This window comes from Epilithonimonas sp. UC225_85, from assembly GCF_042695135.1.
GTDB lineage: Bacteria > Bacteroidota > Bacteroidia > Flavobacteriales > Weeksellaceae > Epilithonimonas.
In genome coordinates, this window is record NZ_CP170547.1 from 3,144,105 (window position 1) to 3,170,690 (window position 26,586).

A 26,586-nucleotide genomic window follows, 5' to 3' on the forward strand; every position below is an offset into this window, starting at 1 on the left:
TGTTTCTTTATTTTCAGTCTGAAGTTATTGAAGGCTTATTTCTTGATTTAAGCTTTTGGACGAGAATTTGTTATAATAATTTTCAAAATCAAACTATGAAATCGCCAAAATTTGGAAAACTAAGCTAATTTGATTTTCAGCGATTGCATATGACCTTAAAAAAATAAACATAACATATGAAAAAAGTATTAATTATTCTTTTGGTGGCTTTTGTAATGATTCAGTTTTTTCAAATTGACAAGACAAATCCTACGAACAACGACGGAATGGATTTTATTAAAATTAAAAATACGCCGGAACCAATTGCTAAAATCATCAGAAGCTCCTGCTACGACTGTCATTCCAACGAGACTGAATATCCAGCTTACAGTTACATTCAGCCTTTTGGGTGGTTGGTAAAAGATCATATTGATGAAGGCAGAAAAGAAATGAATTTTTCTACCTTTGCTACTTACGAACCAAAAAGACAAGCCCATAAACTGGAGGAAGCAGCAGAATATGTGGAGCAGAAAAAAATGCCTCTGGAAAGTTATACACTTGGTCATCCTGATGCAAAACTCACAGATGATCAAAGAAGACAACTAGTCGATTATTTCAGAAAAGTCCAAAAACAAATCCAGCAAGCCAACGCCTTATGACAACAGATATCTCAGTGAGTTTCAAAGATAAATACATCGTTTTCTATGATGGCGAATGTGGATTCTGCAATCATTGGGTGCAATGGATTCTTGAAAGGGATAAAAATGACAAGTTTCTATTTTCATCATTACAATCGGAATTTGGACAGAAATTCCTGAACGAAAGAAATCTTCCCAACCAGGTTTTTGACACCTTTTATCTTTGGAAACCCGATAGCTTTTATTTGACCAAATATCAGGCGATCCTGAAAATTGCTTCAGAAATTGGTGGAATTTATTCTCTGGCTTCTATTGGGAAAATACTTCCTGACGTCATCGGAAATCAATTCTACAATCTTATTTCCCGGAATCGAAAAAAACTGGCTGCGAACCAATGTTTTCTTCCAAGTGCCGAGCAGAGGAAAAAGTTTATTGAATAATAAATTTAATTTTAGAAAGGCTTCGAGAGCCTCAGCCTGACAACCCTGTAAAGTAGTTTTTCAAGCAAAATCAAGATTATTAAAGAAAAAAAATTAACACTCGATTTTGAATTTCAAACTTTGAACCCGAAATGTTTTATATTTGCAATATTATGGAATATAATACCGACAGAACACAACTACTAATGCCTGAATACGGGCGTAATATACAGCAGCTGGTGGAGCATTGCAAAACCCTGCAAACCAAAGAGGAAAGAAATGAAATGGCAATTGCCATTATCGAGTTTATGGGGCAGAGAAACCCACATCTACGCGATGAAGAAAATTATAAACACAAACTTTGGGATCACCTTTTTATTCTGGCAGATCATAATCTGGATGTAGATTCTCCTTATCCTGTTCTTTCTGCTGAAGATCTTATTACAAAACCAAGAAAAATGGATTATCCGTCTTTGGATAATGCCTACAAATTCTATGGGAAAAGCATTCTACAACTGATAGAAAAAGCTATAGCTCTGGAAGAAGGCGATGAAAAAGAAGCCCTCACCCACGTGATTGCCAACAATATGAAAAAATCCTACAATGTTTATAATAAAGAACACGTACAGGATGATGTCATTTTCCGTCATTTGAAGGAATTGTCTGATAACAAGCTGGATCTTACAAGTCTGGAATCTCTGGAAAGAAGCAAAATCTATTACGCTGCCAACAGAAATAATAACAACAGAAACCCCAATAATAACAACAGAAATCCCAATCAAAATAATAACAATAATAATAGAAGGAATAATTTCCAGAATCATAAAAACAAGAGAAAATAATGAGTGAAGCGTTCGAAATAAGAGGAGGGAAAAGATTAAGCGGAGAGATCACACCACAAGGTGCGAAAAATGAAGCTTTACAAATCCTTTGTGCTGTTTTGCTAACCGAAGATGAGGTGAGAATCAGTAATATTCCGGATATTAAAGATGTCAACAAATTGATTGAGATCTTACAGGACTTTAACGTAAAAGTTATCAAAAACGGAAAAGGAGATTACACTTTCAAAGCAGATGAGGTTAATTTCGATTATATAAAATCCAAAGAATTCAAAAAAGACGGCGCAAAGCTTAGAGGTTCTGTGATGATCTTGGGTCCGATGTTGGCGCGATTTGGTGAAGCCTATTTACCAACGCCAGGTGGTGACAAAATTGGAAGAAGACGTCTGGATACGCACTTCCAGGGTTTTGTGGAATTGGGAGCAGAATTCTCTTACGACGAGGACGAGGCCTTTTATTCTTTAAGAGCAAAAGAATTAGTTGGAAAATTTATCCTTCTTGAAGAAGCTTCTGTAACTGGAACTGCAAACATCGTGATGGCAGCAGTTTTGGCAAAAGGAAAAACAAGCATTTATAACGCAGCATGCGAACCATACCTTCAGCAATTGTGCAAGATGCTGAACAGAATGGGCGCTAATATTACAGGTATCGGATCCAATCTTTTAACTGTAGAAGGAGTTGAAAAATTACACGGAACAGACCACAGAATGCTTCCGGATATGGTGGAAATCGGTTCCTGGATAGGTTTGGCAGCAATGACAAAATCTGAGATCACCATCAAAAATGTAAACTGGAATGAGTTGGGCGTAATCCCAAACACATTCAGAAAACTAGGAATTGAATTAGAACAAAGAGGTGACGATATCTATATTCCGTCCCAAGAAAATTATAAGATTCAGAAATTTATAGATGGATCAATCTTAACGGTTTCAGATGCACCTTGGCCAGGATTTACGCCGGATCTTTTATCGATCATATTAGTTGTGGCAACTCAGGCAAAAGGTTCTGTTTTGATCCACCAAAAAATGTTCGAAAGCCGTTTGTTCTTCGTTGATAAATTAATCGATATGGGCGCGCAGATCATCCTTTGTGATCCGCATAGAGCGACAGTTATCGGAATGAATCAGGAAACACCGTTGAGAGGGACATCTATGGTTTCGCCGGACATAAGAGCTGGAAATGCACTATTGATCGCAGCGCTTTCTGCAGAAGGGAAATCAGTCATTCAAAACATCGAGCAGATTGATCGCGGATATGAAAACATCGACGAAAGATTGAGAGCGATTGGCGCAGATATCAGAAGAATCGAACAGTAATTGCTAGTTTTTATTTTTAGTTGTCAGTTGATATCTCTTATCATTAAATATAAAAGGAAGCTCATTATGAAGCTTCCTTTGTTTGTTGTAGGACAGGTATTTTGCAACTCATCACTTTATATTCACTAAGATAATTCTCAATTTTATCGATTTCGTCATCTGTAATTTTCAGGAGAAGTTTCACATTTCCAAAGTTATTGCCGTTTATATATTCGATATGAGCATTGACAATCTTGTAACTGATCTTGTAATGGTTGTAGATCGTGTAAAGCAGGATATCAAATCTGATCTTGCCATTCAGTTCTATTTCCAGAATTATTTCCTTTGCACGTTTCGGAACGAAGTTGTTACCAAAAGTTTCTTGTTTGTAAATCATAGTCATATTTATTTTGGTGAATTATTTAATTTATTTTGAATGGGAATCACAATGAATTGGTACAGATAACAGCCTAAACACACCTTGAAAAAACTTTCCAGACTTGCTAATATGATTAATAAAAATCCTACTGCGAAAGCTGAATTATCGAATCCATTTAACATCAATAAAAAAACTAATAATGTGAAAACAGAACCCAATGTCGCCGCAAATTTTTTTGGTGCAGCGAAAATTGGTTTACGTTTCAATCCCAATATTTTTAAAATTGCTTTTGAAAAAAGGGCTAAAGGAGAAAGTGATAAGCCTAAAGCCCTAATAATAAAATCAAAAACTAAGAGTAAAATCAAAAATGGCCACTTGAAAAAAAGTGCAACCGCAATAACAATGATCACAAAAAACGCAGTGAGTCTCACTGTATTTTCGTCCGTGTAAAATTTATTTGATTGATCCATTGTTTCTAAAATTTTTAAATAAAAAAAAGCTCTACCGGAAAGGTAAAGCTTATAACAGATTCTCCCCTATCCAATGATTTACTTGGAGTTACACATTATGATTTGAGAGAAGATGCGTTTCATTTAATTCTAATTCTATTGCAAATATATAAATTATTTAATTCCCACCAAATAAGTATGAATTAAATTTAAAAAAATTTTATTTGAGTTCTCCGACTTTATTCAATTTCTCAGAAGCGGCCAAACCGTTTGGATTACAGCCAGGTTCGCCTTCCGGAATTTTTAGATTTTTATCCTGATAAAATTTTTCCCAAAACGCATTGGTTTTCTTAGTTTTCGGGTCGATAAAAGTCATTGGTTCCAAAGTAAAAATCTGATTCTCACGGAAAGCCCTTTCCACAAAATCTGAGCAGTAATAGGAATTATCATTCAGAATATAATTGAAATTGTAAGGCTTTCCAACCAAAGTTTCAGCCTTCAAAACAGAATTTGGAATTGCAGATCGATATTCAGATTTTAATCGGTAAACATCGATTTTCTGTCCTTGTTTCGTTTGTTCTTTTAGAAAAGACTTGAGTTTTTGTTTCTGAGAACCGCCTTTTGGAGCAGCGTGAAGTACATACAGATGGTCAGATTCCTTCTTCACGATTCCGATATGGTCGTAAGAAGTTTTCTTTTCCGTTTGCGTCACATTGTTGATCGCGCCGGACAATCCCGTTTCTACAGCAGGCACAAAAAGCAGATCTCCGTTTTCCAAAATTGAAGTATTATAAGTTTTACAACTTAATGTCAAAAAAAACAAAAAAAGTAAAACCGATTTTTTCATAGCTGCAAAGATAATTATAGATTCAAATTACAGAAAGTATTTAACCGTTAATTTTTTTGGCAGCTATTTCCGTCCTCCGTTCCCAAACCTAACGAAGTGGTTCGACGAAGTCAATCTTTTTTGCCGACGTTTTCCATTTAACTAGAAATTGATTTCACGCAAAAAAGGATTTTCCACTCAGGCCGGGCTGCAGTTTCAACATAGAACAACAGTTATTTAAAAACATTGTTTTATCATTCTGTAGGATTCTAAACAGTCTAGATTACTACGGAATGACAAACTTACTTTAATAATTTTAGTCTTTCTTTGATGAGTTTTACGTCTTTGTGAACCTTAAAATACTTTCGATAATTTCAAAAAATCTTTGTGGACTTTGCGTTAAAATTTTGAATCTAAAAACCAATAACTATCGACCAATTTTCACTATTTTTGTACCTCAAAGTCAATAAATAATGCCGAAAATATCTCAGCGTGCTCAACATATGCCCGCTTCTCCAGTTAGAAAATTAGTTCCGTTTGCAACCGCAGCAAAACAAAAAGGAATCAAAGTTTACCACCTCAACATCGGTCAGCCTGATATCGAAACACCGGAAACTGCGCTGGAAGCTATTAAAAATAACCATCTGAAAATCTATGAATATGCCCTTTCAGAAGGTAATCTAGAGTACAGAACTGCACTTAGAGATTACTACCATTCTTTAGGATTTACAGACCTTACAACAGATAATTTCATCGTGACAAATGGCGGTTCCGAAGCTTTGAACTTCGCCATTTCCACACTTTGTGATGATGGTGACGAGATCATCATTCCGGAACCTTATTACGCAAATTATAATGGTTTTGCAGGAACTTTTAATATTAATATCGTTGCTGTTCCATCGACTATCGATACGGGATTTGCTTTGCCAGCAATTGAGGAGTTTGAAAAGAGAATTACGGATAAAACAAGAGCAATCGTCATCTGTAATCCCGGAAATCCAACGGGATATTTATATTCAAGAGAAGAACTTGAACAATTAGCTGTGATAGCAAAGAAGCACGATATCGTCATTATTTCTGACGAAGTTTACAGAGAATATGTTTACGACGGAGAACAGCAAATATCAATGTTTGAGTTTCCGCAAGTGGCAGACAATGTCATCGTTATCGATTCGGAATCCAAAAGATATTCGATGTGTGGTGCAAGAATTGGCTGCCTGATTACTCGTTCTAAAAAAATCCACGATGCGGCGATTCTTTTTGCTCAGGCAAGACTGAGTCCTGTTCTACTTGGACAAATTGCTGCAACGGCTGCTCATAAAAATGATTCTGAATATATTGCAAAAGTGAGAGAAGAATACAAACAGCGCCGTGATCTTTTGGTCGGATTATTGAATGAGATCCCTGGCGTGATCTGCCCGAAACCAAAAGGTGCTTTCTACTGTGGCGTGGAATTACCTGTAGATGACACAGAAAAATTTGCACAATGGCTTTTGGAAAATTACTCCAACAACAACGAAACTGTGATGGTTGCACCAATGGGCGGTTTTTACAGCGAGCCGGAACTTGGTAAAAAACAAGTCAGAATTGCTTACGTTTTGAAACAGGAAGATCTTAGAAGAAGCGTTGAAATCTTGAAAGATGCGATCAAACAATATAATTCTGAATTTAATTAATATTAAAAAAATAAAATGATGAAAATAATAAAAATAGGTTTTATGCTTTCGGCTTTCACTTTGTTTTTGCTAAGCTGCAAAACAACTGCCCAAACGACAATGATAAACTCAATTTCATACACGCACACTATGGGAAGAGGTGGTTCCACATTTATTAATGCAACAAAAGACTCTTTGGAATCATCGGCGCGAGGCGGCAGAATGACGGAATTTCCTAACTTCAAAAAGAAAATCAGTTTCAAAGACTGGCAAAAATTGATTTCAGGAATAGACAGCTCTCTTCTTGAAAAAACTCAAAGTGGTGAAAGACGTGGCGTTTACGACGGTCCAGACGAAATCTTCACGATTAAAACTTCTGAAAAAGAATATGAGTTTTACAATGTACCTACTGAATCTGCTGGTTACAAACAATTGGAAAAACTGAAAACTGAACTCAATAATTTGCTTCCTCAGTATAAATAATGATCCAGGAAAACGTTTCTTTAAAACCTTATAATACTTTTGGCGTAGATGTTTCTGCAAGATATTTTGCGGAAGTCAATTCAGTGGAAGAACTCACGGAGACTCTCAAATTCTCAAACCCTCAAACTCCTGTTCTTTTTCTTGGCGGAGGAAGTAATTTGCTGCTGACTAAAGATTTTGATGGATTGATAATTCAACTTGGTTTAAAGGGAATCGGCGAAGAAATCATTAATGAAAATGAAGTTCTGGTAACTGCAAAAGCTGGCGAAAACTGGCATCAATTTGTAATGTTTTGTCTGGAGAAAAATTACGGAGGATTAGAAAATTTATCTTTGATCCCCGGAAATGTCGGCACTTCTCCGATGCAGAATATTGGCGCTTACGGAACCGAAATCAAAGATGTTTTTGAAAACTGTAAAGTTCTGAATTTGGAAACGCTTGAACTTGAAACTTTTGATCTTAAAAGATGTCGATTTGGTTACAGAGATTCGATTTTCAAGCAGGAAGGAAAAGGGAAATATGTTATTTTGGAAGTTACTTTTAAATTAACAAGAAAAGACCATAAAATTGATGTTGAATACGGTGCAATCAAATCTGAATTGGAAAATCTAGGGATATTAAAACCAACAATTCAGGATGTTTCTAAAGCGGTTATTAATATCAGACAAAGCAAATTACCTGATCCCAAAGTGACCGGAAATGCCGGAAGTTTTTTTAAAAACCCCACAATTCCTTTAGTACAATTTGAAAATTTGAAGCAAAATTTTGAAAATATTCCGGGTTATCCAAACGGAGATTTTGTAAAAGTTCCCGCTGGCTGGCTGATAGAGCAATCTGGTTGGAAAGGGAAACAAATCGGAAATGTTGCTTCTCATAAGTTACAGGCTTTAGTAATAATCAATGCAACCGGAAATGCAACCGGAAAAGAAATTTTTGATTTTTCTGCAATGATCATCGATTCTGTAAAAGAAAAATATGGAATAGAACTGGAGCGGGAAGTGAATATCATTTAGAAAAAACAAATTTTTGGATGATTGAATTTTAACAGCTAATAATCAAAATAGATATGGCAGATTTATCAGGAAAAGAATTCAAAAAACTCATCCAGAAACATATTGACAAAGTCAATTTTGTAAAAGTGATTCTCAAAGACGATTCATCTATATTTGGATTTATTGTGAAATATTCTGATGAGTTTGTAATGATTGAAGAAACTTATGATTTTTCATTAGCAGGGATCAAAATCGTTCCTTACGAAAGAGTAAAAAGCATTCGTCATAACAAGTTTGATAAAGTTTCTAAAATGATTTTTGCAGAAGAAGGTCTGATAAAATTCAATCTCCAGATCATTGATAAAACATCCTTGAAGGATTTTGGATCACTTTTCAAATCTATCAAAAAACAAAATTTCCATTGTGCTGTAGAAAGCAGAAAAAAGAAAACCGGCTATTTTTCTATTGGTAAAATTCTGGAAATAACCGAAAAATCGGTGACAATCCAAAATTACGATGCAACCGGAAAAATCTGTAAAAAGCCGGATGAAATTGCCTTTAAAAACATAGAACTCATTAACTTTAATGATAATTATTCTAAGACTTTTAGAAAATATTTAAAATAAAAAAAATGAAAGTAGATATTTGGAGCGACATACGTTGTCCGTTTTGTTTTATTGGGAAGAAAAATTTTGAAAAAGCATTTCAGAAATTTGTTCAAAATGATAAAATTGAAATCAATTGGCATTCTTTCCAACTCGACCCGAATATGAAAACCGACTTGACTAAAAATCATTACGAATATCTGTCCGAAGTCAAAGGTTTCCCGATGGCTCAAATTATGCAAATGCACGAGAACCTCATCCAAGCAGGAAAAAATGCAGGCATTGGTTTTAATTTCGAAGAAGTAAAAGTTTCTAATTCTTTCAAAAGTCAAATATTGGTTCAATTAGCGAAAGAAAAAGGCAAGGTAAACGAAATGGAAGAACTTCTGTTTGAAGCATATTTCATCCTTGGAAAGAATATTGATGATGTTGAAGTTCTTTCCGAAATTGGAGAAAAATTGGGTTTCACAAAAGAGGAAATCCAAAATGCGGTTCAATCTATGGAATTAACAGAATTGGTAAATAATGATATCACAGAAGCTGCATCACTTGGAATCAACAGTGTTCCGTTTTTTGTTTTCAATAGAAAATATGCCATTTCCGGAGCGCAACCAACACATCTTTTCTCCGAAGTTCTGGAAAAAAGCTGGTCAGAGTTTGCTGAAAACGATTCAAAATTAAAAATAATCGAGGAAGGCGATTCTTGTGATCTTGACAGAAATTGTTAAAAATTAAAACTAAATTATGAAAATTGCTGTTTTAGGAGCAGGAAATATGGGAATTTCGTTTTCGAGGTCGTTCTTGAAATATGAATTGATAAAACCGCAAAATCTCCACCTCATCACAAGAAGTGAAAATAAAAAAGCTAAACTGAAAGAATCTTTCCCTGATTCAGAAATTTCATCTTTTGATGAGATTACCACTTTGGAAGCAGATCTTATCATCATTGCCGTGAAACCTCAGGACTTTACTTTCGTAGCGGAAAATTTACCTTTCAAAATTGCTGAAAAATCTTTGGTTTTATCAATAATGGCTGGTATTTCTATTGAGAAAATTCAAAAACTTTTGGATCACCAGTTTGTTGTAAGAGCAATGCCGAACTCTCCTACTCTTCTGGGAATGGGAATTACTGGTTATACGGCCGCTAATGGAATTTCTTTTTCAGAACTAATGAATGTAGAAAGGTTATTAAATTCCACCGGACGTTCTGTTTACTTGGAAGACGAGAGTCTTTTGGACGGTGTAACGGCACTTTCCGGAAGCGGACCAGCGTATTTCTACTACATCATCGATGCAATGATAAAAGCCGGAACGGAAATGGGAATCGATGAAAACCTGTCGAAACTTTTCGTAAAACAGACGATGCTGGGCGCCTATCATCTCATCAATAATTCTGATAAATCTTTGGAAGAACTTATAAAAGATGTCGCATCCAAAGGCGGAACAACAGAAGCTGCCCTAAAAACTTTTGATCAAAACGAATTAAAATCAATCCTGACAAAAGGAATTCTTGCCGCCGAAAATCGTGCTAAAGAATTGAATAAATAACAAAAAAGCAGGAAATCATCCTGCTTTTTCTATGTTCTCACCATTGGTATCTGTAAGTTGGCCGGGCGGTTTTCTTCGGTATCAAATCCTCTTCCATCAACATTTCTTGCGCCCCAAAACATCATATCATTATAAAGATAAATGAGATCATATTCTTTGAAAATATCACCTTCTCTAAGACCAAACGGAACAAATATTTTTTTCAGAATACTTTGTGATTTTCCGGTTTCCCAATGCTTAAAACCATCTTTTGCAAGGTTATTTAAAAGATCTGTAAAATCCTGAATCAAAGGTGTGACTTCATAAGCTTCATCTGCTGTGAAATCCACTTTTTGAGTGCAATCTGCAATCGGATGATCTCCTTTCCACTCAACTTTTCCTTTTAACACAAGTTTCACGACAGGGATTTTTCCATAAGCATCTGCAAAGTTGATGATTTCCAATTGGAATTGATCTTCCGGCAAATAGGAAAATTCTCTCTTCAAATAGAAAGGTTTCAAAGTTCCGTCTTCATTTTTGAATGCGCTTGGGCGTACTTCCACAGCAATACTTTTCCAATTGCCCAATGCTTTTTGTTTTATTTCTTGTAATGACATTATTTTGAAGAATTTTGATATAAAGGATATATTTTAACAAACGTAATAGCAGCAGGAACAGCCTGTAAAAATGCCAACAAATAAGCTTTGGAAGTAATTGCCAGAACCAAACCTGCACCACTTGCAGCAAAGCAAACCAATAATATCAAAGCGTAACCGACACTTATATTTTTCTTCAGTTGAGATAAACCGATGATACCCCCGATTGCAAAAAATAAATTATAAAAACCTTGATTGATAAAGAGTTTTTTAAGTACCAAAGCGTGCATTTCGTAACTTAAATCTGCAGGCGGATTATGAAACCAATCCAGCAGAAGATTGTGTACGAAAGGCTGCATCCAGAAGATGGCTTCCAGAATAAAAAAGAGTAAAAAATCGATGAGCACAAAAATCAACAAGGCTTTTGTGAATTGGTTCAGGATTAAATTATCATTCATGTTTTTTTGAGTTTTATTAAAAGCAAAATTATTACATTTGTCCATTAATCAATCCTAATCCGTATTTTATTACTTAGTACATTTTTATAGACTAATGGAAGCTAAAAGAAAAAATAAAGATTTTAATCCTAATAATTGTCCTGTAACTCATTTTTATAATAAAGTGGGAGGCAAATGGAAAACCGTCATCTTGTATGCAATCGGTAAAAATGTGAATAGATTTGGAATGATGCAAAAATCTATGCCGATGATCAGTAAGCAAATGTTGGTCAATCAATTAAGGGAATTGGAAGAAGACCAGATTATCGGAAGAACAATCTACGCAGAAATCCCGCCTCGTGTGGAATATCATTTGACCGAATATGGCGAGTCTTTTATGCTGATACTTTACAACATTCAGGATTGGGGATTGAAAGATATGGCGGCTAAAAATTAGACTGGAAAAAAAATTTATAAATCCAAAATCCAATTGCAACGCCAACGGTATTCAGAATAATATCATCAATATCGAACACGCCGAGTCTTGTAAAATACTGGAGACTTTCTATCACAATTATCGTGGAAACAAAATTGATGATCAAAGTTTTAAAATCATTGAGTTTTGGAAAAACAATTCCAAGAAATCCAAAAGGAGTAAACATGATTATATTCCCTAAAACATTAATGATGATTGTTTTCCACAGAATTGTTTGTCTTACAAAATTAAAGGTCGAGATCATCGGCATTAATCTTACAATATTAATATCATACCGGCTTCTCCCGAATCCGAAAAACATCAGATACAAAAGAAAAGCTGTATAAAACGGAATCGTAATTTTATAAAACTTATGGAACATCTCTGCAAAAATACAGATTCCTGAGTTCAAAATTATTGTTGCTGCTGTTGTTGCTGAATTTCCAAAAATCTACGGTAAGAATTGTTATCTAATGTCTGCTCTATCACTTTTGGATTTTCCCTCACGTACATCGGCACAATTGGTAGACTGGTTTTTTCTTTGGTATTTTCATTAGTAATAATCACAGAAACGCTGAGAATATGATTGGAAGGGCCTTTGTAAGTCCCTTTCACTGGCGTACAATCGTTGAAATCTCTTCCAACCGCAATTTTGATATGACGGTCGCTCACCCAGCAATTATTTGTCGGGTCATTTCCCAACCAGCCATAACCAGGAATATAAACCTCTACCCAGGCGTGTGTTGCCCCTTCACCTCTAAGTTCCTGATTACTAGGACTTATGTAACCACTCACATATCTTGACGGAACGCCTAACATCCTCAACATTGCTAGAAGTAAGTGTGCAAAATCCTGACAGACACCCGCTTTCAGTTTCCAGATCTCGTCAATCTCGGTTTCGTAATCTGTAACGCCTTGTTTGTATGAAAAATTCTCATAAATGTAAGTGGAAAGTTCTGTCGTGGTTTCCATAACAGATAATTCTGATTTTGCAATATTTTTAACCGCGGCGAAAATCTCTTCCTTGCTTTCAATTGTTTCCTGGCGGACAAAATCGACGTAGGGAAAAACATGGCTTTGCGCCTTCACATCTTCCCATTGTGCTTTGACATCGATATCAATAATTGGCAACTCTATCGGATAAGTTTCCACAACCAATTCTGATTTGATTTCCAAAAAATTATGGGGTTCTACAATGGTAAAAACGCCGACTTTATTGGTGAAAAAATCAAAATAAAAATCAAGTTTAACATTTGGGAAAAGACTTAATTTCTGACTTATGACGTCTTGAAAATCATTACTCAAAGGCGATAATATAATTTGATTCGCACTATCTGTCACAGGCGATGGATATTGGTATTTTGTAATATGTAAAACGTTGAAAACTGGCATAATATTGAGTTGAGAGTTTGAGGGTTTGAGAGTTTTTTAAAATTAAACTGTAACAGTTTTTCAGATTTTCAGAACCAATCCGAAAAAACTTTGATTAAAAATATTGACGACTTCATAGACGTCAGATTCTATCTTGGAAAGAAACTGCATTTTTTCTTCTCTGCTTCTGGGATGTCTGGTGAACTGGACATTGGCAATACATTTTCCAATGAAAAATTCTACTGATTCATCTTTTTCCTCGGCATTGCTGTTGGCTTGCAGATGTTTGGCAAATTTTTCTATTTCCTGAAGACAATAGGCTATAGAATTCGGGAATAAAGGTTCATAGATGATCTGATAAAAAATCCGTTCCTTTTCCATTGTCCCAAGATTATTCCGAAGATAAAAATCATATCCGCTCACAGAACTCAGAAAGTATCGCCAACTGGAATAATCATTATCCAAAAGATCTTCGCCATAAAGAAGCCATTGTTTCCTGATAAGATTGATACAATTCAGAATTCTTTCCACATATTTTCCCAACTCTATAAAACAGTAGCCAAAATCTCTTGCTACAGAATTATCGATTACGCCATAATAGACCATTGCCTGTTTTACCAAAGCGTCGAAAACACTGATCGGGTCTCCATATTTTGCCTGACGGATCAGACTTTTGTCTTTCATCTGATGGTGAAAATCATTAAGACATTGCCAGACATCCTTGTTGATATGATCCTGCGCACTTCTGGCATTTTCCCGCGCTCTGAAGATATTATTGGCGATAGAAGAATCATTTTCGATATCAAAAAGTGCTTTGGAAAGCAGGTTTCCAAAACTATGATCATCATCCTCTACTTTGATCTGATATTCATCACAAAAATTCTCCCAGCTCTCTGTGGAAGCACCGTCCTGATAGGCTATATATCGGGTATGGAAAACTTTGATCTGAAAATTGGACCGTTCCATGTAACGGCTCATCCAGAAGATATTCTCTGCAACTCTACTTAACATTTTGTCTTAGTTTTTGGTTGATGGTTTTTGGTTTTTAGATTTTTCATCATTTATAATTAGTCCACTACCCAGGTATCTTTGCTTCCGCCACCCTGTGAAGAATTCACGACAATGGAACCTTCTTTCATTGCTACTCTTGTCAAACCACCCGGAACGATATCAATTCCGTCTGGTCCGTACAAAGCAAAAGGACGCAGATCTACTCTTCTCGGCTGCAAAACGCCATTGATATAACAAGGCGAAGTTGATAATTTGATAATAGGCTGAGCTATATAATTCCTAGGATTTTGGTTGATCTGTTTGGTAAATTCTGCAATTTCTTCATCGGTTGCCACATCGCCAATAAGCATTCCATAACCGCCACTTTCGTTGGTTTTTTTGACTACCATTTTATTCATATTATCGATGGTGAATTTTCTCTCATCCATATTTTCCATCCGGTAAGTCGGGACGCTTTTCAGAATAGGTTCTTCGCCAAGATAATAGCGGATCATATCCGGAACGTAAGAATAAATAGCTTTATCGTCTGCTACACCATTTCCCATTGCGTTTGTAATAATTACGTTTCCCTTTCTATATGCGTGATACAAACCCGGCACACCCAAAACACTCGTTTTATGAAAGACCAGCGGATCCAGAAACTCATCATCAACCCGACGATAGATCACATCCACTTTTTTGAGACCTTTGGTTGTTTTCATATAAACCATATGATTCTGAATCACAAGGTCGCGACCTTCCACCAACTCGATTCCCATTAATCTTGCAAGCGTTGTATGTTCAAAATAAGCTGAATTATAAATCCCCGGTGTGAGAAGAACTACATTAGGTTTTGCACTAATTTGTCTTCCGAGGGATAAAAGATTTTTAATGAGCAGATCAGGATAAGTATTGACTTGTTTTACTTTGATGTTCGGTAAAATATTGGGGAAAAGACGGTAACTCATTTTGCGGTTTTCCAGCATATAACTTACACCAGAGGGCGTTCGCAGATTGTCTTCCAAAACATAATAACTCCCGTCGTGATCCCTGATAAGATCGATTCCGCTGATGTGCGTATAAATATCAAACGGAACATCCACATTGATCATTTCCCGAAGATAATTGGGACAACTATATATCAAAGACGAAGGAATGATCTCATCTTTCAAAATGAATTGCTGATGATAGACATCTTTCAAAAAGATGTTTAGCGCTTTCAACCGTTGCTTGATTCCTTTTTCTATAAAATCCCATTCTGCAGACTGAATAATTCTCGGAACAATATCGAAAGGGAATATTTTCTCGATCCCTTCTCCATCATTATAAACGGTGAAAGTGATGCCTTGGGTCATAAAAAGTTTTTTGGCCAGTTCACTTTTCTGATCCATTTCCCAAATACCCAGTTTCTCAAAAGAACTAATGAATTCCTGATAATGATTTCTGACAAACTGATCGGACATCATCTCATCAAAAACATTTTCCAAAGGTCGATAATGATTCAGTAAATCTCCAGTCATACATTAGTTTTTAAATTATTAGAACTAATATATAAATTTATAAGGGTATAATCATAATTATTTATATTATTTTTAATTAATACCCTATAAATATTATGGCATATTATTAATTTTTATGAAAATAAATACAAGCAATACTATTTTACTCAGGAAATATTACTGAAAAATTTTATCACAACTATTCAAATATCTCTTGATAATGGTCTTAATTTTTCATATATTCGTTTAGAGATAACACCAGCCGATGATCTACGATTTAGAAAAAGAAAACAAGGAAATCCTTGCCCGATATAAAGACCTCATTACCAACACCTACCGGACTCTGGACGAGGAGCAGAACAAGCTTATCAGAAAAGCCTTTGATATTGCTCTGGATGCGCACAAAGATCAGCGCAGAAAAACCGGTGAACCATACATCTATCATCCGATAGAAGTAGCAAAGATCGTGGCAAATGAAGTCGGTCTGGGAGCAACAAGTATTGCCTGCGCCCTACTCCATGATGTTATTGAAGATTCTGAATATACTTACGAAGATCTTAGTAAAATATTCGGGAAAACCATTGCGGATATTGTAAACGGCCTGACAAAGATCTCCGTAATGAACCAGCAGAATATCTCTGTACAATCGGAGAATTACAGAAAATTACTCCTCACACTTTCCGAAGATTTCCGGGTAATTCTCATAAAAATCGCAGACCGCCTGCACAATATGAGGACGCTGGACAGCATGCATCCGGCAAAGCAGAAAAAGATAGCCTCGGAAACATCTTATATCTACGCACCGCTTGCACATAGATTCGGACTTTACTCTATCAAATCTGAACTTGAAGATCTTTCTCTGAAATATAACAACCCTGATGTCTATAATGAGATTCTAAACAAATTAGAAACGGCAAAAGAAGTCCGTGAAAAATATGTAGAGGAATTCACCAAAGAAGTTTCTGAACAGCTGAAAGAAGAAAATCTCAATTTTACAATAAAAGGTCGTGCAAAAGCCATTAGTTCCATTTATCGTAAAATGCAGAAGCAAAATGTAACTTTTGAGGAAGTTTATGATAATTACGCCATTAGAATTATTTATAAATCCGATCCTCGAAATGAAAAATTCCTGGCCTGGAAGATCTATTCTATTGTTACAGATCTCTATCAAAGTAATCCTTCCCGAATGCGTGACTGGATTTCTCAGCCAAGATCTACCGGCTACGAAAGTCTTCATCTCACCGTGATGGGTCCTGATAAAAAATGGATCGAAGTGCAGATCCGCTCCGAAAGGATGAACGAAATTGCAGAAAAAGGAGTGGCGGCTCATTACAAATATAAAGAAGGTTACCGCAAAAATAATGACGATCAACGATTTGAAAATTGGGTAACGGAAATTCGTGATGTTCTAGAACAGCAGCAGAATCTGAGCACATCTGAACTTCTTGATAATATTAAATTAAATCTTTATTCTAAGGAAGTTTTTGTTTTTACTCCAAAAGGCGAAATCAAGATTTTGCCAACCGGCGCAACCGCTTTAGATTTTGCATTTTCCGTACACTCGGATCTTGGGATGAAATGTCTTGGAGCGAAAATCAACGGAAAATTGGTTCCGATAAGTTATGTCCTTCAAAACGGCGACCAGATCGACATTCTTTCTTCTCAGAATCAAAAACCGAAAGCAGACTGGCTGGAATTTGTAGTGACTTCCAAAGCCAAATCCAAAATCAAGAACATTCTTAATTCTGAGAAAAATTCGCATACGATCGAAGGCAAGGAAATTCTGCAAAGAAAAATGCGGCACGCAAAACTGAATTTCAATGATGAGGAAATCAATGCGCTGCAAAAATTCCTGAATCTGAAAACGTCTCAGGATCTTTTCCTTGGTTTTCAAAACGGGACTTTCGATATCGGCGACATCAAACGATATGCAGACGGAAAAAGCATTCTCAGCAATATCTTCCAGCGTTTCCGAAAATCCAACAAAGAGGAATATGTTGAAAAAGTAGATTCTAATCTGGATATGATTGTCTTTGGAAAGGATGAGGAAAAACTCAATTATTCTTTCGCAAAATGCTGTACAGTAATTCCTGGAGACAAAATTTTCGGATTCATTACCATTTCGGACGGTATCAAAATCCATAGTGACAGCTGTCCGAATGCTATCAATCTGAGAGCAAATTACGATTACCGGGTTCTTCAGGCGAAATGGGTAAATGCGGAAAGTTTCAAAAACAGAATCAAAATAGAGATCGAAGGAATTGACAGAATCGGAATGATCAACGACATTACGGCGGTCATAAGCGGATCGATGAATATGGATATGAAAAGCATGAGCATTGCCTCCAACGACGGTATTTTCACAGGAAATATCAACCTAGAAGTCAAGAACAAAAGCCAGCTGGAAGAAACTTTCAAACAACTGAAAAATATCAATGGTGTTTCGAAAGTAAAACGGGTATAATAAATGGAGCTATCAAAATACTTTCAGCAATTTATTCATAACAGCAAAAGCTCCGGAATTGTTCTGATTCTTTTTGTTTTGATTTCTTTGTTGATCGCAAACAGCTCGTTATCAACAGATTTTCAGAACTTTTTAGATTCAAAATTTGGTTTCAGATCCATTCATCTTGATTATTCGGTTTCGGTCTGGATCAATGATGGATTGATGGCGGTTTTCTTTCTCTTGGTTGGATTGGAAATCAAACGTGAATTGCTGGAAGGTGAATTATCCGACATCAAAAAAGCAAGTCTTCCGATTATCGCAGCAGTTGGCGGGATGCTGATTCCGGCACTTATTTATTTCAGTTTCAATTATGATACAGATTACAAAAATGGCTGGGCAATCCCGATGGCAACGGATATTGCATTTTCTCTCGCAATCATTTCTTTGCTTGGAAAAAGTGTCCCAAATTCTTTAAAAATATTTCTAAGTGCATTGGCAATTGTAGATGATCTGGGAGCAATTTTGGTTATCGCTATCTTTTACACCGATCAAATCGATTGGCTGTCTTTAGGAATTTGTTCTGCTATAACTATTTTACTGATTATTCTAAATAAATCCGGCGTTAAGAATTTGATTTTCTATTTAATTCCGGGATTATTTCTTTGGTATTTTATGCACCATTCCGGTATTCATGCAACGATTGCAGGGGTGATTCTGGCATTTACTATTCCGACTAATATTTCTGAAACCGAAATTTCTCCTTTGGAAAAGCTAGAAGAGAAACTTCATATTCCGGTTAGTTTTATCATTATGCCATTATTTGCTTTAGCGAATACGAATATCACCTTTCAGAAAGAGATTTTCGAAGGCTTTATTAATCCATTGAGTTTAGGAATTATTGGCGGATTATTTGTCGGAAAAGTAGTCGGCATTAACCTTTTTTCCTGGATTTCGATCAAATTAAGGTGGGCAGAATTACCGGCTTTTTCCGGTTGGCGGGAAATGATGGGTGTAGGATTTCTTGCAGGGATTGGTTTTACAATGTCGATTTTTGTTTCACTTTTAGCTTTTCCTGATGAAATCGAAATTCAGAATATCTCGAAAATTAGTATTTTGATTGGGTCAGTTTTATCTGGAATTGTAGGTTATTTTGTTTTAAGAACTAAAGAAAAACCTTTCAATTAATTATTGAAAGGCTTGTAGTTATTCTAATCTCTTTTAGAAGCATTTTTTTTATCTCTTTTGGCTTCCTTTTTTTCTTTTGGAGTTTTAAGAGGCTCTTTTTTTGTCGTTTTTTTAGCGTCCTGACTTTTTGCCATAATTTTATATTTTAGTGTTAGTTTCTTTTAAGTATTGTAAATATAAGGATTTTTGGATTCGGATAACAATTTTGAGATTTTAAATTACAACTCATTGATGGTTCTCATCTCATCCCTAACGATCTTTTCCAGCTTCACTTTCTTGATAGCCAGATTAAGTTCATTTCCCATTAATACCAAAAATACATTCACATTCACCCAAACCATTACCAAAATAATGGATCCGATAGAACCGTAAAGCACATTATATCTGGCAATATTAGCAACATAAATCGCAAACAGGTAAGTCAGTAAAACAAACAAAATAGTAGTCAAAACTGCGCCCGGAAAAGCTTCTCTTATTCTCGTGATTTTGAGACATCCAACCCAATAAAAAAGCGTCAGCAAGGCAAAATAAAACAGCGGGAAGGAAACGAAACTGATAATCTTTGTCAAATTCTTGGTAAACCAACCGATGTCGTAAGTCGGAGTGTAAAGTTTTAAAACAACCTCACTATAATAGATTCCGAAAATTGACAAACAAACGAGCGTCAGGAAACAGATGGTAACCAGCATTGCCAAAAGATATTCTTTTACAAAGCCTCGTTGCAGTTCAGTATTCCTGTTGAATCCGTTGATCAATGTAAAACAGCCATTGGTCGCAAAAACGAAGGATAATAAGATGGTCAGATTACTAATCGATTTCATATTCGGGATGATATTTTCCTGAATATAACTCGTAACATCACTCTGCATGTGAGAAGGGAAAATACGGGGCATCAATACCTCAAAAATATAAAACTGAAGCTTATCGTAGTGCGGCATATATGGCAAAACCGACAAGAAGAAAAGAATCATCGGGAAAAGACTCAGGAAAAAATTCCAGGAAATACTGGCAGCCTGCCTTCCCAATGGATTTTTGAAAATCGCATCCGAATAGATCCTGAACATTCTCCAAAGAGAAATTCCCAAAACCGGAATATGGATTCCGTCGAAAAAGTTTTTGATCTTCAGAAAAAAACGCTGTAATTTTTTAGCCATTCATTTATCTTTGCCAGACAAATATAGTAAATGCGTATTAATTTGATCTGCATTGGGAAAACAGATGACAAAGAAATCATCTCTCTCATCAAATATTATCTCCCAAGAATCCCGAAACACTGGAATTTTGAACTCATCGAAATCCCGGATATTAAGAATGCAAAAAACCTGACACCCGATCAATTGAAAAAGGAAGAAGCAAAACTATTCCTGAACCAGATCGAATCTCCTGAACTAGTCATTCTTCTGGACGAAAAGGGAAAACAGTTTACCAGCAGGCAATTATCCGAAAAAATTGATTTTTGGATGGGAAGTTCTGTGAAGAAAATTAATTTCCTTGTTGGTGGTGCTTATGGTTTTTCTGAGGAAATCTATCAAAGATCCAATGAGAAAATCTCTTTATCCAAAATGACATTCACACATCAGATGATTCGATTATTTTTTGTGGAACAGATTTACAGGGCAGCGACCATCTTGCAAGGGAAACCTTATCATAACGATTAAAAAATCTATTTAACAAATCTCTTCCTCACTTTCATAAATGGTTTCTCAACAACCGAATGAACAATCTGAGCAAAACCAACACAAGTGATTACACAAATCACAAGCATCAGATTGCTATCAATTGCATACTTTTCCAACAACTGATTTGTCAGATGAATAATTCCTTTGTGCGTTAAATAGATGGCGTAAGAAAGAACTGCTATTTTCGTCAGAATTTTAGAATTCCATTTGAATAAAAAACTGGTTGGACAAATAGCGCCTAAAACTAAAAACCCGTAACCCAAAGCAACAAGAGAAAACCCAAAAACCGAGGCATTAAAAGTCATCTGATCTTCACATAAGAAATAAGCAGACACAAGAATCATTAATCCAAAGAACAAGATCAGATTTCCAAAAGGAGAAATCTTAGCCCAGATTTTTGAATAAAAATGATAAAGCCCTGCAATCAAAACGCCGGTTAATAGCCCATCCAAACGTGTATATGTCGGATAATAAATATATTTGTACCAATAAAGCCAATTATTTTCATCATCAATTTCCGGTAAATACAAACTATTATAACTGTAAATTCTTACGGCAATGCCGAAAATAAAAAATAAAACCAGAACCAAATAAGATCTTTTCATCCATTTTTCAGATAGGATAAAAGTCAGGATTAATGGCAGAAATAAATAGAAATGTTCTTCTACACAAAGTGACCAGCAATGCGAAAACGTCCCTTCATCTTTCAAATTAAGACCAAGATTCTGAGTAAAAGTCAGGAATTTCCAAAGCGGCGGCAGGCTTTCTTTTTCACGAAAAAATGGCAGGAAGAAATATAATCCGACAGTGAATAAATAAGCCGGAAGAATCCTGAAAACTCTTTTGAGAAAGAAGTTTCTTAATGAAATTTTATGCTCGGTTTTAATCTCCTGAAACAACTGGGACGAAATCAGAAATCCGCTCAGGACGAAAAACAGATCCACACCTGTCCAGCCAAATGATGCTACATCGGGAAGCCATTTTGGCTCGCCTCCACTCAGAATAAAATAATGAAACAGGAAAACAAAAATAATTGCGAACGCCCGCAAATTATCTAATCCGTAAAACTTCTGAGTAATTTTCTGATCCAATGGGAAATCGGCTTTTTTTATTATTGTACCGATTGTTTATTCACAACTCTGCGGGCAAGTTCCGCTAAAAGACCACCCAGAAGGAATCCAACCGCTGCACCAAATGCAATATCCAACGGGAAATGAACACCCAGATAGATGCGGCTGTATGAAACGATACTTGCCCAGACAAATAAAATGTATGGCAGATATTTGTACTTTTTACCAATCATAATCGTCAGAAAAGTGAACAGGAAAAAAGAGTTGGAAGAATGAGAGGAATAAAATCCGTGGTTACCACCACAAATCACCATTCGCATATGTGGAATCAATGATTCTGTGTGGCAAGGCCGCAATCTTTCTATGCCGTGTTTGAAAATTCCGGCCAGCTGATCAGAAATTGTAATGCCGATCGTGATGAAAATTAAAACAAAAAGTAATTTCTTAAGCGGGAAACTTTTGTAAAGTAAATAAAGTAAAATGGCATAAAACGGAACCCAAAACCACTTTCCGGTAACCGTGAGCCAAAAAGGATCGAAGGTCGTATTACCTAATCCATTAAGGAAAAGAAGAAGCTGCTGGTCTTTTTCTATCAGTCCGTTCATAGATTATCGGCTTACAGGTCCTTCGTAAGAGTCGTCTTTGGAAAGGTCTATCTTAGGCTTTTCCTCAGTAGTTGGAAGAGAATTATTAGCGAGCGGATTGTAATCTTGAGCAGATTTTTTTACATTATCGATCTCTTTTTTGATCTCGGACAAAGGATTATCTGCTTCCTTCATAATTTCGGTTTTGATATCATCCACAGCACCGCGCATCTTGCGCACACCTTCTCCAAGACCTCTTGCGATCTCGGGTAACTTATCTGGACCGAACAAAACGACAATTGCCAGCGCAATCATCAGCATTTCACCAATACTCAATTCCATATTGCAAAATTAAGAAAGTTTATAAATCTAACAGACATTTGTGAATCATAATTTTATCATAAAAAGGTTAGAAGTTAGAGTCTCAAAATTCTCCCACTTATCAACTTTCCTCCTTCCCTTTAAAATTAGTATAAACAAAATACATACTTGCAATAAACAATAAGAAGGCCAAGAAAAACGGTGCTCCCGGAAACAGAAACGGTGCGTCTTTGTGCGTGAAATAATAAAACAGATTCGTCATCAATGGCGGGCCGATGATTGACGTTGCGCTCATCAGACTTGTCAGCGCACCTTGCAATTCGCCCTGTTCATTAGACGGGATATTTTTAGTGATGATTGACTGCAACGCCGGACCACAGATACCTCCTAAACAGTAAGGAATTGTGAAAACCAGCATCATCCAGCCTTCCGTAGCAAATGCGTATAGAAGCATTCCGAATGCATAAAGCATCAGCCCGAAAAAGATGCTTTTCTGATCACCAATCTTTGGATTGATCCACCGGATCAGCACACCCTGCACCAAACCAACCAGCAAGCCAACGACCCCAAGAGATATCCCAACCATCCGCTCATCCCAGCTAAATCTATACATCGTGTAGAAACTCCAGTTGCTTTGTACGGCGTGACCGCCGATATATATTAAGATCAAAGCCGTTGTAAGACCTGCAATCTCGGGATGTTTTTTCAGGAATTTGAAAGAGCCAATCGGGTTTGCCCTTTTCCAACTGAACTCTCTTCGGTTTTCTTTGGAAAGACTTTCCGGAAGGATAAAATAGCCATAAATAAAATTGATCATACACAAAACCGCCGCTGCATAAAACGGAACTCTGGCACCATAATGTCCTAAAATACCACCCAAAACAGGACCGATGATAAAGCCCAATCCAAAAGCTGCCCCTATCAACCCAAAATTCTTTGCCCGGTCTTCATCCGTAGAGATATCTGCAATGTATGCACTGGCAGTTGTGACGCTGGCACCCGTAATGCCTGCAATGACTCTCCCGACGAAAAGCCACCAGATACTTGGTGCCAAAGCGAGGAAAATATAGTCTATGGAAAACCCAAAAAGTGAAAGTAAAATGATTGGTCGCCGTCCGTATTTATCACTCAGATTTCCTACCAATGGCGAGAAAACAAATTGGATAAAGGCGTAGGCAAAACTAAGCCAGCCGCCATACTTCGCTGCCTCGCTGATATCTGCGTGGATCAGTTCTTCTATCAGTTTCGGGACCACGGGAATGATGATTCCCCAGCCTGTGATATCGATCAGAAGGGTGATAAAAATGAAACCAATAGCGGCAGATTTTTGATTTGTTTTCATGCTTGCGAAGATAGTATTTTTTTGATTTGAGAAATATATACCTTCTATTACAAAAATCTTATTTCTCAACTCGAACAGATGTTTAGTTGATAGAAATTATAATAAAATGATTAATATTACAACTTTAGCAAAATGTTATTATTAAATAATTAATTTGTAATTAAAACCAAACAATATGTTAATAGAAATTTGGAATAAAAAATTAAAAGAATCAATTAATGATTTAATAAGAGGTTATCAATCTTCGTCCAAATCAATACTTACAGAAGGTGATTTAGAAAATTTACTTTTCTTTTACTGTAAAACAAAAAAATTACCAGTTCATTCTCAAATAACTTGGTTTAAGAGTGATAGAAAAAGTGGGTATGAAGTTGATTTAACAATAATAGATGAGGAAAAATTATTGGTTGAGGAATTTGATGAAATAAACAAGCTCTATTATAATTTTGAATACCCTCATAAAGGTTATTTTTATGACGGAGAAATCATAGGTATTGAAATTAAGTTTATACGAAAAGGATTAGGCTTAAAGTCAAAAGTTTTGTGTGACCTGAAAAAATTAAAGGAAAGATTAATTCCACATAAAAAACAAAATATTAGTAATGGAATTTATAAAATTTCAAATCTTGAAAATATAAAATTTCACGTTATAATTGGCTTCAAACAAATCTCTCTACTTAATACTGCTAAAAAACACATCGAAGAATATCTATCATTAAATTATGAGTTTAATAATTTGTTAGAAATCACATTATTCTGTCCTACAAAAATAGAAAAACTGTAATCTTCCCCGCTGGTGCGAGCATCTTGCTCGTACCCTTACAAAAAAACAGACACTCAACCCGTCTGTTTTTTCATTAAATTTACCAAAACCAAACAACCAATGAAAACAAAAACCATCCTCTCACTTCTTATCCTATCCTGCACTTTCATCTCTTGTGAAAGAATCTCTGACAACTATTGGGAAAAGAAAGAACAGGAAAACTACACCTCTCGGTATATGGGAAAATGGGTAGGAAGCTACACAGGACAAGGTAACGGAAACCTCATCATCTCCGTTTCAAAAAGCGGAAACATCACCGGAACCTACGGACCAAATAATGATATGGTTCTCGGATTTGTGATGGATGATGGTGCTTTGACGCCAGTCATTTCCGAAACACCTATTTTCACTATGTACGGAAGCCTCAACACCAGAAAAGGGACTTGGAAAAATGGCAGTCTCGCAGGCGATTGGACGCTTACAAAACAATAAACCTTCCGACAATAAACTGAACACAAACCAAAAACAGACACCACCAATGTCTGTTTTTATTAAAATATTCAAAATCCGCAAAAACATACTACGTATTGCCATTGATTCATTACAAAGGAAAGATGATTCACTTCATTGGATCTTTGATTCATTACAATGGAGCGTTGAAGCATTACGATGGGGCGCTGATTCATTACAATAAGCAAGTGATTCATTACGATGTGCCAATGAAGCATTACGATGAGCCGTTGATTCATTACAACGAGGCAAATTCACTATCAATGAGGCGGTTACGATCATTTTTAAAATAAAATTCTATAAATTACTGATATATAAGAATATTTTTATATTTTCGAAGGACAAACAACAAATGATTACATAATGAAAAAAGATCCTGTAATCCGGGAGTTTCATCTCACCGACGCCGTCTTGAAACAAAAAGCCGACGAATTTATTAACCTATTAGATCGTGACATCGCAGAATTCACAGATCGGGGTTACACGCCAGCCAAGAAGACCGAGTTTACAAATGCACGCAATGCCGTAGACAATTTCCCATCCGACGAACAGTTGGAAGCCATCAAAATAGATCTTACTACCAAGAAAGAGGCTGCCCGAAGTGCCCTCGAAAAAACAATGCGCACCATCCTGAATATGGCAGAAAATGTTTTTGGATTTGGCAGTGCCAAGCATAAAGAGTTTGGCGCATCGGATGTGAGCCGCCAAAGTGATTCTGAGCTGGTGCGCAATGCCAAGATTATGTCCGTAACTGCCGCCAAATACCTTACGAATCTTGCTTCCGAGGGCCTAACCGCTGCGAAAATCACAACTCTTACATCACAGAAAGATACGCTGGATCTTGCTATAGATGCGCAAGCCAAAGGCATATCCGACAGAGATGTGGCAACCGAAGACCGTATAGAAGTACTGAACATCCTCTACAGATTGCTTACAAAATATGCAGGTATCGGACAGGATATTTTCTATGAAACTGATGAGGCAAAATATAACGACTACATCATCTACGACACCCCAAGCAGTTTGCCGGAAGTTGCACCACCGCCCGTTGAATCATAAAAAAGGTTGGCAGATTCTTTGGCATTGTGTTTTGTTGGTTACTAATTAGTCCAACCTTTATCCTGCAGATCTCTGGTCTGCAGGATTTTTATTTTAAGGTTTTTATTCAATGTTACGGTTTAACATTCTGCATGTCATTCCGCAGGAAATCTTGCAAAGTCATTCGACGCAGC

Annotated in this window: 32 protein-coding genes; 18 read left to right on the top strand and 14 right to left on the bottom strand. The window is 36.2% G+C overall.

The genetic code is table 11. The features are described from left to right. Positions 1–176 precede the first annotated feature (176 nt). From ACFJGY_RS14240 to murA, 4 genes are all read left to right on the top strand, one after another. Positions 177–638, top strand: coding sequence for a heme-binding domain-containing protein (locus ACFJGY_RS14240; RefSeq protein ID WP_379965041.1), 462 nt, complete (start codon positions 177–179; stop codon positions 636–638). Then, on the top strand, positions 635–1,057 hold the full coding sequence (locus ACFJGY_RS14245; protein WP_379965043.1) for a thiol-disulfide oxidoreductase DCC family protein: 423 nt from the start codon (positions 635–637) through the stop codon (positions 1,055–1,057). Before ACFJGY_RS14240 ends, ACFJGY_RS14245 begins: the two co-directional genes overlap by 4 nt. A 152-nt stretch (positions 1,058–1,209) precedes the next feature. After that, positions 1,210–1,878 carry a DUF4290 domain-containing protein gene (locus ACFJGY_RS14250; RefSeq protein WP_379965045.1) on the top strand — a complete coding sequence of 223 codons (669 nt, stop codon included), beginning with the start codon at positions 1,210–1,212 and terminating at the stop codon, positions 1,876–1,878. Next, complete coding sequence (murA, locus tag ACFJGY_RS14255) at positions 1,878–3,191, top strand: UDP-N-acetylglucosamine 1-carboxyvinyltransferase (protein ID WP_379965047.1); 1,314 nt, start codon at positions 1,878–1,880, stop codon at positions 3,189–3,191. The genes ACFJGY_RS14250 and murA overlap by 1 nt, the downstream gene beginning before the upstream one ends. A 64-nt stretch (positions 3,192–3,255) precedes the next feature. On the opposite strand, the gene ACFJGY_RS14260 is transcribed toward murA, so the two are convergent. The 3 genes from ACFJGY_RS14260 to ACFJGY_RS14270 all read right to left on the bottom strand — a co-directional run bounded on the left by ACFJGY_RS14260 (position 3,256) and on the right by ACFJGY_RS14270 (position 4,776). Beyond that, entirely contained in the window at positions 3,256–3,567 is a 312-nt protein-coding gene (locus ACFJGY_RS14260) for an NIL domain-containing protein (RefSeq protein ID WP_379965049.1), read from the bottom strand. Between the two features lie 8 nt (positions 3,568–3,575). Beyond that, positions 3,576–4,019, bottom strand: coding sequence for a DUF4395 domain-containing protein (locus ACFJGY_RS14265; protein WP_379965050.1), 444 nt, complete (start codon positions 4,017–4,019; stop codon positions 3,576–3,578). 199 nt (positions 4,020–4,218) lie between these two features. Beyond that, positions 4,219–4,776: a YiiX/YebB-like N1pC/P60 family cysteine hydrolase gene (locus ACFJGY_RS14270; RefSeq protein ID WP_379965052.1), complete on the bottom strand. Its 558-nt coding sequence runs from the start codon at positions 4,774–4,776 to the stop codon at positions 4,219–4,221. Positions 4,777–5,297: 521 nt separating this feature from the next. Here ACFJGY_RS14270 and ACFJGY_RS14275 point away from each other — a divergent pair. The 6 genes from ACFJGY_RS14275 to proC are packed head-to-tail and all read left to right on the top strand — an operon-like array spanning position 5,298 to position 10,107. Next, positions 5,298–6,500: a pyridoxal phosphate-dependent aminotransferase gene (locus ACFJGY_RS14275; protein WP_379965054.1), complete on the top strand. Its 1,203-nt coding sequence runs from the start codon at positions 5,298–5,300 to the stop codon at positions 6,498–6,500. Between the two features lie 15 nt (positions 6,501–6,515). Beyond that, positions 6,516–6,962, top strand: a complete 447-nt coding sequence (locus ACFJGY_RS14280) for a hypothetical protein (protein WP_379965055.1) — start codon at positions 6,516–6,518, stop codon at positions 6,960–6,962. After that, positions 6,959–7,975, top strand: coding sequence for a UDP-N-acetylmuramate dehydrogenase (murB, locus tag ACFJGY_RS14285; RefSeq protein ID WP_379970199.1), 1,017 nt, complete (start codon positions 6,959–6,961; stop codon positions 7,973–7,975). Before ACFJGY_RS14280 ends, murB begins: the two co-directional genes overlap by 4 nt. 53 nt (positions 7,976–8,028) lie before the next feature. Further along, positions 8,029–8,580, top strand: coding sequence for a hypothetical protein (locus tag ACFJGY_RS14290; RefSeq protein WP_379965057.1), 552 nt, complete (start codon positions 8,029–8,031; stop codon positions 8,578–8,580). Positions 8,581–8,585: 5 nt separating this feature from the next. Further along, positions 8,586–9,287 carry a DsbA family protein gene (locus ACFJGY_RS14295; protein ID WP_379965059.1) on the top strand — a complete coding sequence of 234 codons (702 nt, stop codon included), beginning with the start codon at positions 8,586–8,588 and terminating at the stop codon, positions 9,285–9,287. Between the two features lie 16 nt (positions 9,288–9,303). After that, positions 9,304–10,107 (top strand): pyrroline-5-carboxylate reductase, encoded by an 804-nt coding sequence (proC, locus tag ACFJGY_RS14300; protein WP_379965061.1) that lies wholly within the window; start codon positions 9,304–9,306, stop codon positions 10,105–10,107. 29 nt (positions 10,108–10,136) lie between these two features. Here proC and ACFJGY_RS14305 read toward each other — a convergent pair whose 3' ends face one another. Both ACFJGY_RS14305 and ACFJGY_RS14310 read right to left on the bottom strand, forming a co-directional pair. Next, a complete protein-coding gene (locus tag ACFJGY_RS14305) occupies positions 10,137–10,703 on the bottom strand; it encodes a hypothetical protein (protein ID WP_379965062.1) in 567 nt (188 codons plus the stop codon). Continuing rightward, positions 10,703–11,140, bottom strand: a complete 438-nt coding sequence (locus tag ACFJGY_RS14310; RefSeq protein ID WP_379965064.1) for a DUF1304 family protein — start codon at positions 11,138–11,140, stop codon at positions 10,703–10,705. The genes ACFJGY_RS14305 and ACFJGY_RS14310 overlap by 1 nt, the downstream gene beginning before the upstream one ends. A gap of 94 nt (positions 11,141–11,234) precedes the next feature. Here ACFJGY_RS14310 and ACFJGY_RS14315 point away from each other — a divergent pair, with 94 nt between their 5' ends. After that, on the top strand, positions 11,235–11,576 hold the full coding sequence (locus ACFJGY_RS14315) for a winged helix-turn-helix transcriptional regulator (RefSeq protein WP_379965066.1): 342 nt from the start codon (positions 11,235–11,237) through the stop codon (positions 11,574–11,576). Here ACFJGY_RS14315 and ACFJGY_RS14320 read toward each other — a convergent pair. From ACFJGY_RS14320 to ACFJGY_RS14335, 4 genes are read right to left on the bottom strand one after another with little or no spacing between them, the layout of a single operon-like run. Beyond that, positions 11,566–12,006: a VanZ family protein gene (locus tag ACFJGY_RS14320; protein ID WP_379965068.1), complete on the bottom strand. Its 441-nt coding sequence runs from the start codon at positions 12,004–12,006 to the stop codon at positions 11,566–11,568. The two genes, ACFJGY_RS14315 and ACFJGY_RS14320, sit on opposite strands and share 11 nt — an antisense overlap. A 2-nt stretch (positions 12,007–12,008) precedes the next feature. Then, complete coding sequence (locus tag ACFJGY_RS14325) at positions 12,009–12,986, bottom strand: transglutaminase domain-containing protein (RefSeq protein WP_379965070.1); 978 nt, start codon at positions 12,984–12,986, stop codon at positions 12,009–12,011. Positions 12,987–13,046: 60 nt separating this feature from the next. Then, complete coding sequence (locus ACFJGY_RS14330; protein ID WP_379965072.1) at positions 13,047–13,976, bottom strand: alpha-E domain-containing protein; 930 nt, start codon at positions 13,974–13,976, stop codon at positions 13,047–13,049. Positions 13,977–14,032: 56 nt separating this feature from the next. Further along, entirely contained in the window at positions 14,033–15,475 is a 1,443-nt protein-coding gene (locus ACFJGY_RS14335; RefSeq protein WP_379965074.1) for a circularly permuted type 2 ATP-grasp protein, read from the bottom strand. Positions 15,476–15,719: 244 nt separating this feature from the next. On the opposite strand from ACFJGY_RS14335, the gene ACFJGY_RS14340 reads away from it, so the two are divergent. Both ACFJGY_RS14340 and nhaA read left to right on the top strand, forming a co-directional pair. After that, positions 15,720–17,918, top strand: a complete 2,199-nt coding sequence (locus ACFJGY_RS14340) for a RelA/SpoT family protein (RefSeq protein ID WP_379965076.1) — start codon at positions 15,720–15,722, stop codon at positions 17,916–17,918. 3 nt (positions 17,919–17,921) lie between these two features. Beyond that, positions 17,922–19,085: a Na+/H+ antiporter NhaA gene (gene nhaA, locus ACFJGY_RS14345; RefSeq protein WP_379965078.1), complete on the top strand. Its 1,164-nt coding sequence runs from the start codon at positions 17,922–17,924 to the stop codon at positions 19,083–19,085. Positions 19,086–19,303: 218 nt separating this feature from the next. Here nhaA and ACFJGY_RS14350 read toward each other — a convergent pair whose 3' ends face one another. Further along, positions 19,304–20,239 carry a YihY/virulence factor BrkB family protein gene (locus ACFJGY_RS14350; protein ID WP_379965080.1) on the bottom strand — a complete coding sequence of 312 codons (936 nt, stop codon included), beginning with the start codon at positions 20,237–20,239 and terminating at the stop codon, positions 19,304–19,306. 30 nt (positions 20,240–20,269) lie between these two features. Between ACFJGY_RS14350 and ACFJGY_RS14355 the strand changes: the two genes are divergently transcribed. Further along, positions 20,270–20,743 carry a 23S rRNA (pseudouridine(1915)-N(3))-methyltransferase RlmH gene (locus tag ACFJGY_RS14355; RefSeq protein ID WP_379965082.1) on the top strand — a complete coding sequence of 158 codons (474 nt, stop codon included), beginning with the start codon at positions 20,270–20,272 and terminating at the stop codon, positions 20,741–20,743. A gap of 5 nt (positions 20,744–20,748) precedes the next feature. Here the strand turns inward: ACFJGY_RS14355 and ACFJGY_RS14360 are convergent, their stop codons facing one another. The 4 genes from ACFJGY_RS14360 to ACFJGY_RS14375 all read right to left on the bottom strand — a co-directional run bounded on the left by ACFJGY_RS14360 (position 20,749) and on the right by ACFJGY_RS14375 (position 24,129). Continuing rightward, the gene (locus ACFJGY_RS14360) at positions 20,749–21,855 is read right to left on the bottom strand and encodes an acyltransferase family protein (protein WP_379965084.1); all 1,107 of its coding nucleotides are present in this window, start codon (positions 21,853–21,855) and stop codon (positions 20,749–20,751) included. A gap of 20 nt (positions 21,856–21,875) precedes the next feature. Beyond that, positions 21,876–22,439 (bottom strand): phosphatase PAP2 family protein, encoded by a 564-nt coding sequence (locus tag ACFJGY_RS14365; RefSeq protein WP_379965086.1) that lies wholly within the window; start codon positions 22,437–22,439, stop codon positions 21,876–21,878. 3 nt (positions 22,440–22,442) lie between these two features. Next, positions 22,443–22,760 carry a twin-arginine translocase TatA/TatE family subunit gene (locus tag ACFJGY_RS14370; RefSeq protein ID WP_379965088.1) on the bottom strand — a complete coding sequence of 106 codons (318 nt, stop codon included), beginning with the start codon at positions 22,758–22,760 and terminating at the stop codon, positions 22,443–22,445. A gap of 100 nt (positions 22,761–22,860) precedes the next feature. Beyond that, entirely contained in the window at positions 22,861–24,129 is a 1,269-nt protein-coding gene (locus ACFJGY_RS14375) for a TCR/Tet family MFS transporter (protein ID WP_379970201.1), read from the bottom strand. A gap of 127 nt (positions 24,130–24,256) precedes the next feature. Between ACFJGY_RS14375 and ACFJGY_RS14380 the strand changes: the two genes are divergently transcribed. The 4 genes from ACFJGY_RS14380 to ACFJGY_RS14395 all read left to right on the top strand — a co-directional run bounded on the left by ACFJGY_RS14380 (position 24,257) and on the right by ACFJGY_RS14395 (position 26,413). Further along, positions 24,257–24,865, top strand: a complete 609-nt coding sequence (locus tag ACFJGY_RS14380) for a hypothetical protein (RefSeq protein ID WP_379965090.1) — start codon at positions 24,257–24,259, stop codon at positions 24,863–24,865. A 99-nt stretch (positions 24,866–24,964) separates the two neighbouring features. Beyond that, positions 24,965–25,336: a hypothetical protein gene (locus ACFJGY_RS14385; RefSeq protein ID WP_379965092.1), complete on the top strand. Its 372-nt coding sequence runs from the start codon at positions 24,965–24,967 to the stop codon at positions 25,334–25,336. Positions 25,337–25,458: 122 nt separating this feature from the next. Next, positions 25,459–25,647, top strand: coding sequence for a hypothetical protein (locus ACFJGY_RS14390; RefSeq protein ID WP_379965094.1), 189 nt, complete (start codon positions 25,459–25,461; stop codon positions 25,645–25,647). 70 nt (positions 25,648–25,717) lie between these two features. Next, positions 25,718–26,413, top strand: coding sequence for a hypothetical protein (locus tag ACFJGY_RS14395; protein WP_379965098.1), 696 nt, complete (start codon positions 25,718–25,720; stop codon positions 26,411–26,413). Positions 26,414–26,586: the final 173 nt, after the last annotated feature.

Coding starts and splice junctions, on each gene's coding strand:
- ACFJGY_RS14240 (WP_379965041.1), top strand. CDS start 177: ATGAAAAAAGTATTAATTATTCTTTTGGTGGCTTTTGTAATGATTCAG.
- ACFJGY_RS14245 (WP_379965043.1), top strand. CDS start 635: ATGACAACAGATATCTCAGTGAGTTTCAAAGATAAATACATCGTTTTC.
- ACFJGY_RS14250 (WP_379965045.1), top strand. CDS start 1,210: ATGGAATATAATACCGACAGAACACAACTACTAATGCCTGAATACGGG.
- murA (WP_379965047.1), top strand. CDS start 1,878: ATGAGTGAAGCGTTCGAAATAAGAGGAGGGAAAAGATTAAGCGGAGAG.
- ACFJGY_RS14260 (WP_379965049.1), bottom strand. CDS start 3,567: ATGATTTACAAACAAGAAACTTTTGGTAACAACTTCGTTCCGAAACGT.
- ACFJGY_RS14265 (WP_379965050.1), bottom strand. CDS start 4,019: ATGGATCAATCAAATAAATTTTACACGGACGAAAATACAGTGAGACTC.
- ACFJGY_RS14275 (WP_379965054.1), top strand. CDS start 5,298: ATGCCGAAAATATCTCAGCGTGCTCAACATATGCCCGCTTCTCCAGTT.
- ACFJGY_RS14280 (WP_379965055.1), top strand. CDS start 6,516: ATGATGAAAATAATAAAAATAGGTTTTATGCTTTCGGCTTTCACTTTG.
- ACFJGY_RS14290 (WP_379965057.1), top strand. CDS start 8,029: ATGGCAGATTTATCAGGAAAAGAATTCAAAAAACTCATCCAGAAACAT.
- ACFJGY_RS14295 (WP_379965059.1), top strand. CDS start 8,586: ATGAAAGTAGATATTTGGAGCGACATACGTTGTCCGTTTTGTTTTATT.
- proC (WP_379965061.1), top strand. CDS start 9,304: ATGAAAATTGCTGTTTTAGGAGCAGGAAATATGGGAATTTCGTTTTCG.
- ACFJGY_RS14305 (WP_379965062.1), bottom strand. CDS start 10,703: ATGTCATTACAAGAAATAAAACAAAAAGCATTGGGCAATTGGAAAAGT.
- ACFJGY_RS14310 (WP_379965064.1), bottom strand. CDS start 11,140: ATGAATGATAATTTAATCCTGAACCAATTCACAAAAGCCTTGTTGATT.
- ACFJGY_RS14315 (WP_379965066.1), top strand. CDS start 11,235: ATGGAAGCTAAAAGAAAAAATAAAGATTTTAATCCTAATAATTGTCCT.
- ACFJGY_RS14325 (WP_379965070.1), bottom strand. CDS start 12,986: ATGCCAGTTTTCAACGTTTTACATATTACAAAATACCAATATCCATCG.
- ACFJGY_RS14330 (WP_379965072.1), bottom strand. CDS start 13,976: ATGTTAAGTAGAGTTGCAGAGAATATCTTCTGGATGAGCCGTTACATG.
- ACFJGY_RS14335 (WP_379965074.1), bottom strand. CDS start 15,475: ATGACTGGAGATTTACTGAATCATTATCGACCTTTGGAAAATGTTTTT.
- ACFJGY_RS14340 (WP_379965076.1), top strand. CDS start 15,720: ATGATCTACGATTTAGAAAAAGAAAACAAGGAAATCCTTGCCCGATAT.
- nhaA (WP_379965078.1), top strand. CDS start 17,922: ATGGAGCTATCAAAATACTTTCAGCAATTTATTCATAACAGCAAAAGC.
- ACFJGY_RS14350 (WP_379965080.1), bottom strand. CDS start 20,239: ATGGCTAAAAAATTACAGCGTTTTTTTCTGAAGATCAAAAACTTTTTC.
- ACFJGY_RS14355 (WP_379965082.1), top strand. CDS start 20,270: ATGCGTATTAATTTGATCTGCATTGGGAAAACAGATGACAAAGAAATC.
- ACFJGY_RS14365 (WP_379965086.1), bottom strand. CDS start 22,439: ATGAACGGACTGATAGAAAAAGACCAGCAGCTTCTTCTTTTCCTTAAT.
- ACFJGY_RS14370 (WP_379965088.1), bottom strand. CDS start 22,760: ATGGAATTGAGTATTGGTGAAATGCTGATGATTGCGCTGGCAATTGTC.
- ACFJGY_RS14380 (WP_379965090.1), top strand. CDS start 24,257: ATGTTAATAGAAATTTGGAATAAAAAATTAAAAGAATCAATTAATGAT.
- ACFJGY_RS14385 (WP_379965092.1), top strand. CDS start 24,965: ATGAAAACAAAAACCATCCTCTCACTTCTTATCCTATCCTGCACTTTC.
- ACFJGY_RS14390 (WP_379965094.1), top strand. CDS start 25,459: ATGATTCACTTCATTGGATCTTTGATTCATTACAATGGAGCGTTGAAG.
- ACFJGY_RS14395 (WP_379965098.1), top strand. CDS start 25,718: ATGAAAAAAGATCCTGTAATCCGGGAGTTTCATCTCACCGACGCCGTC.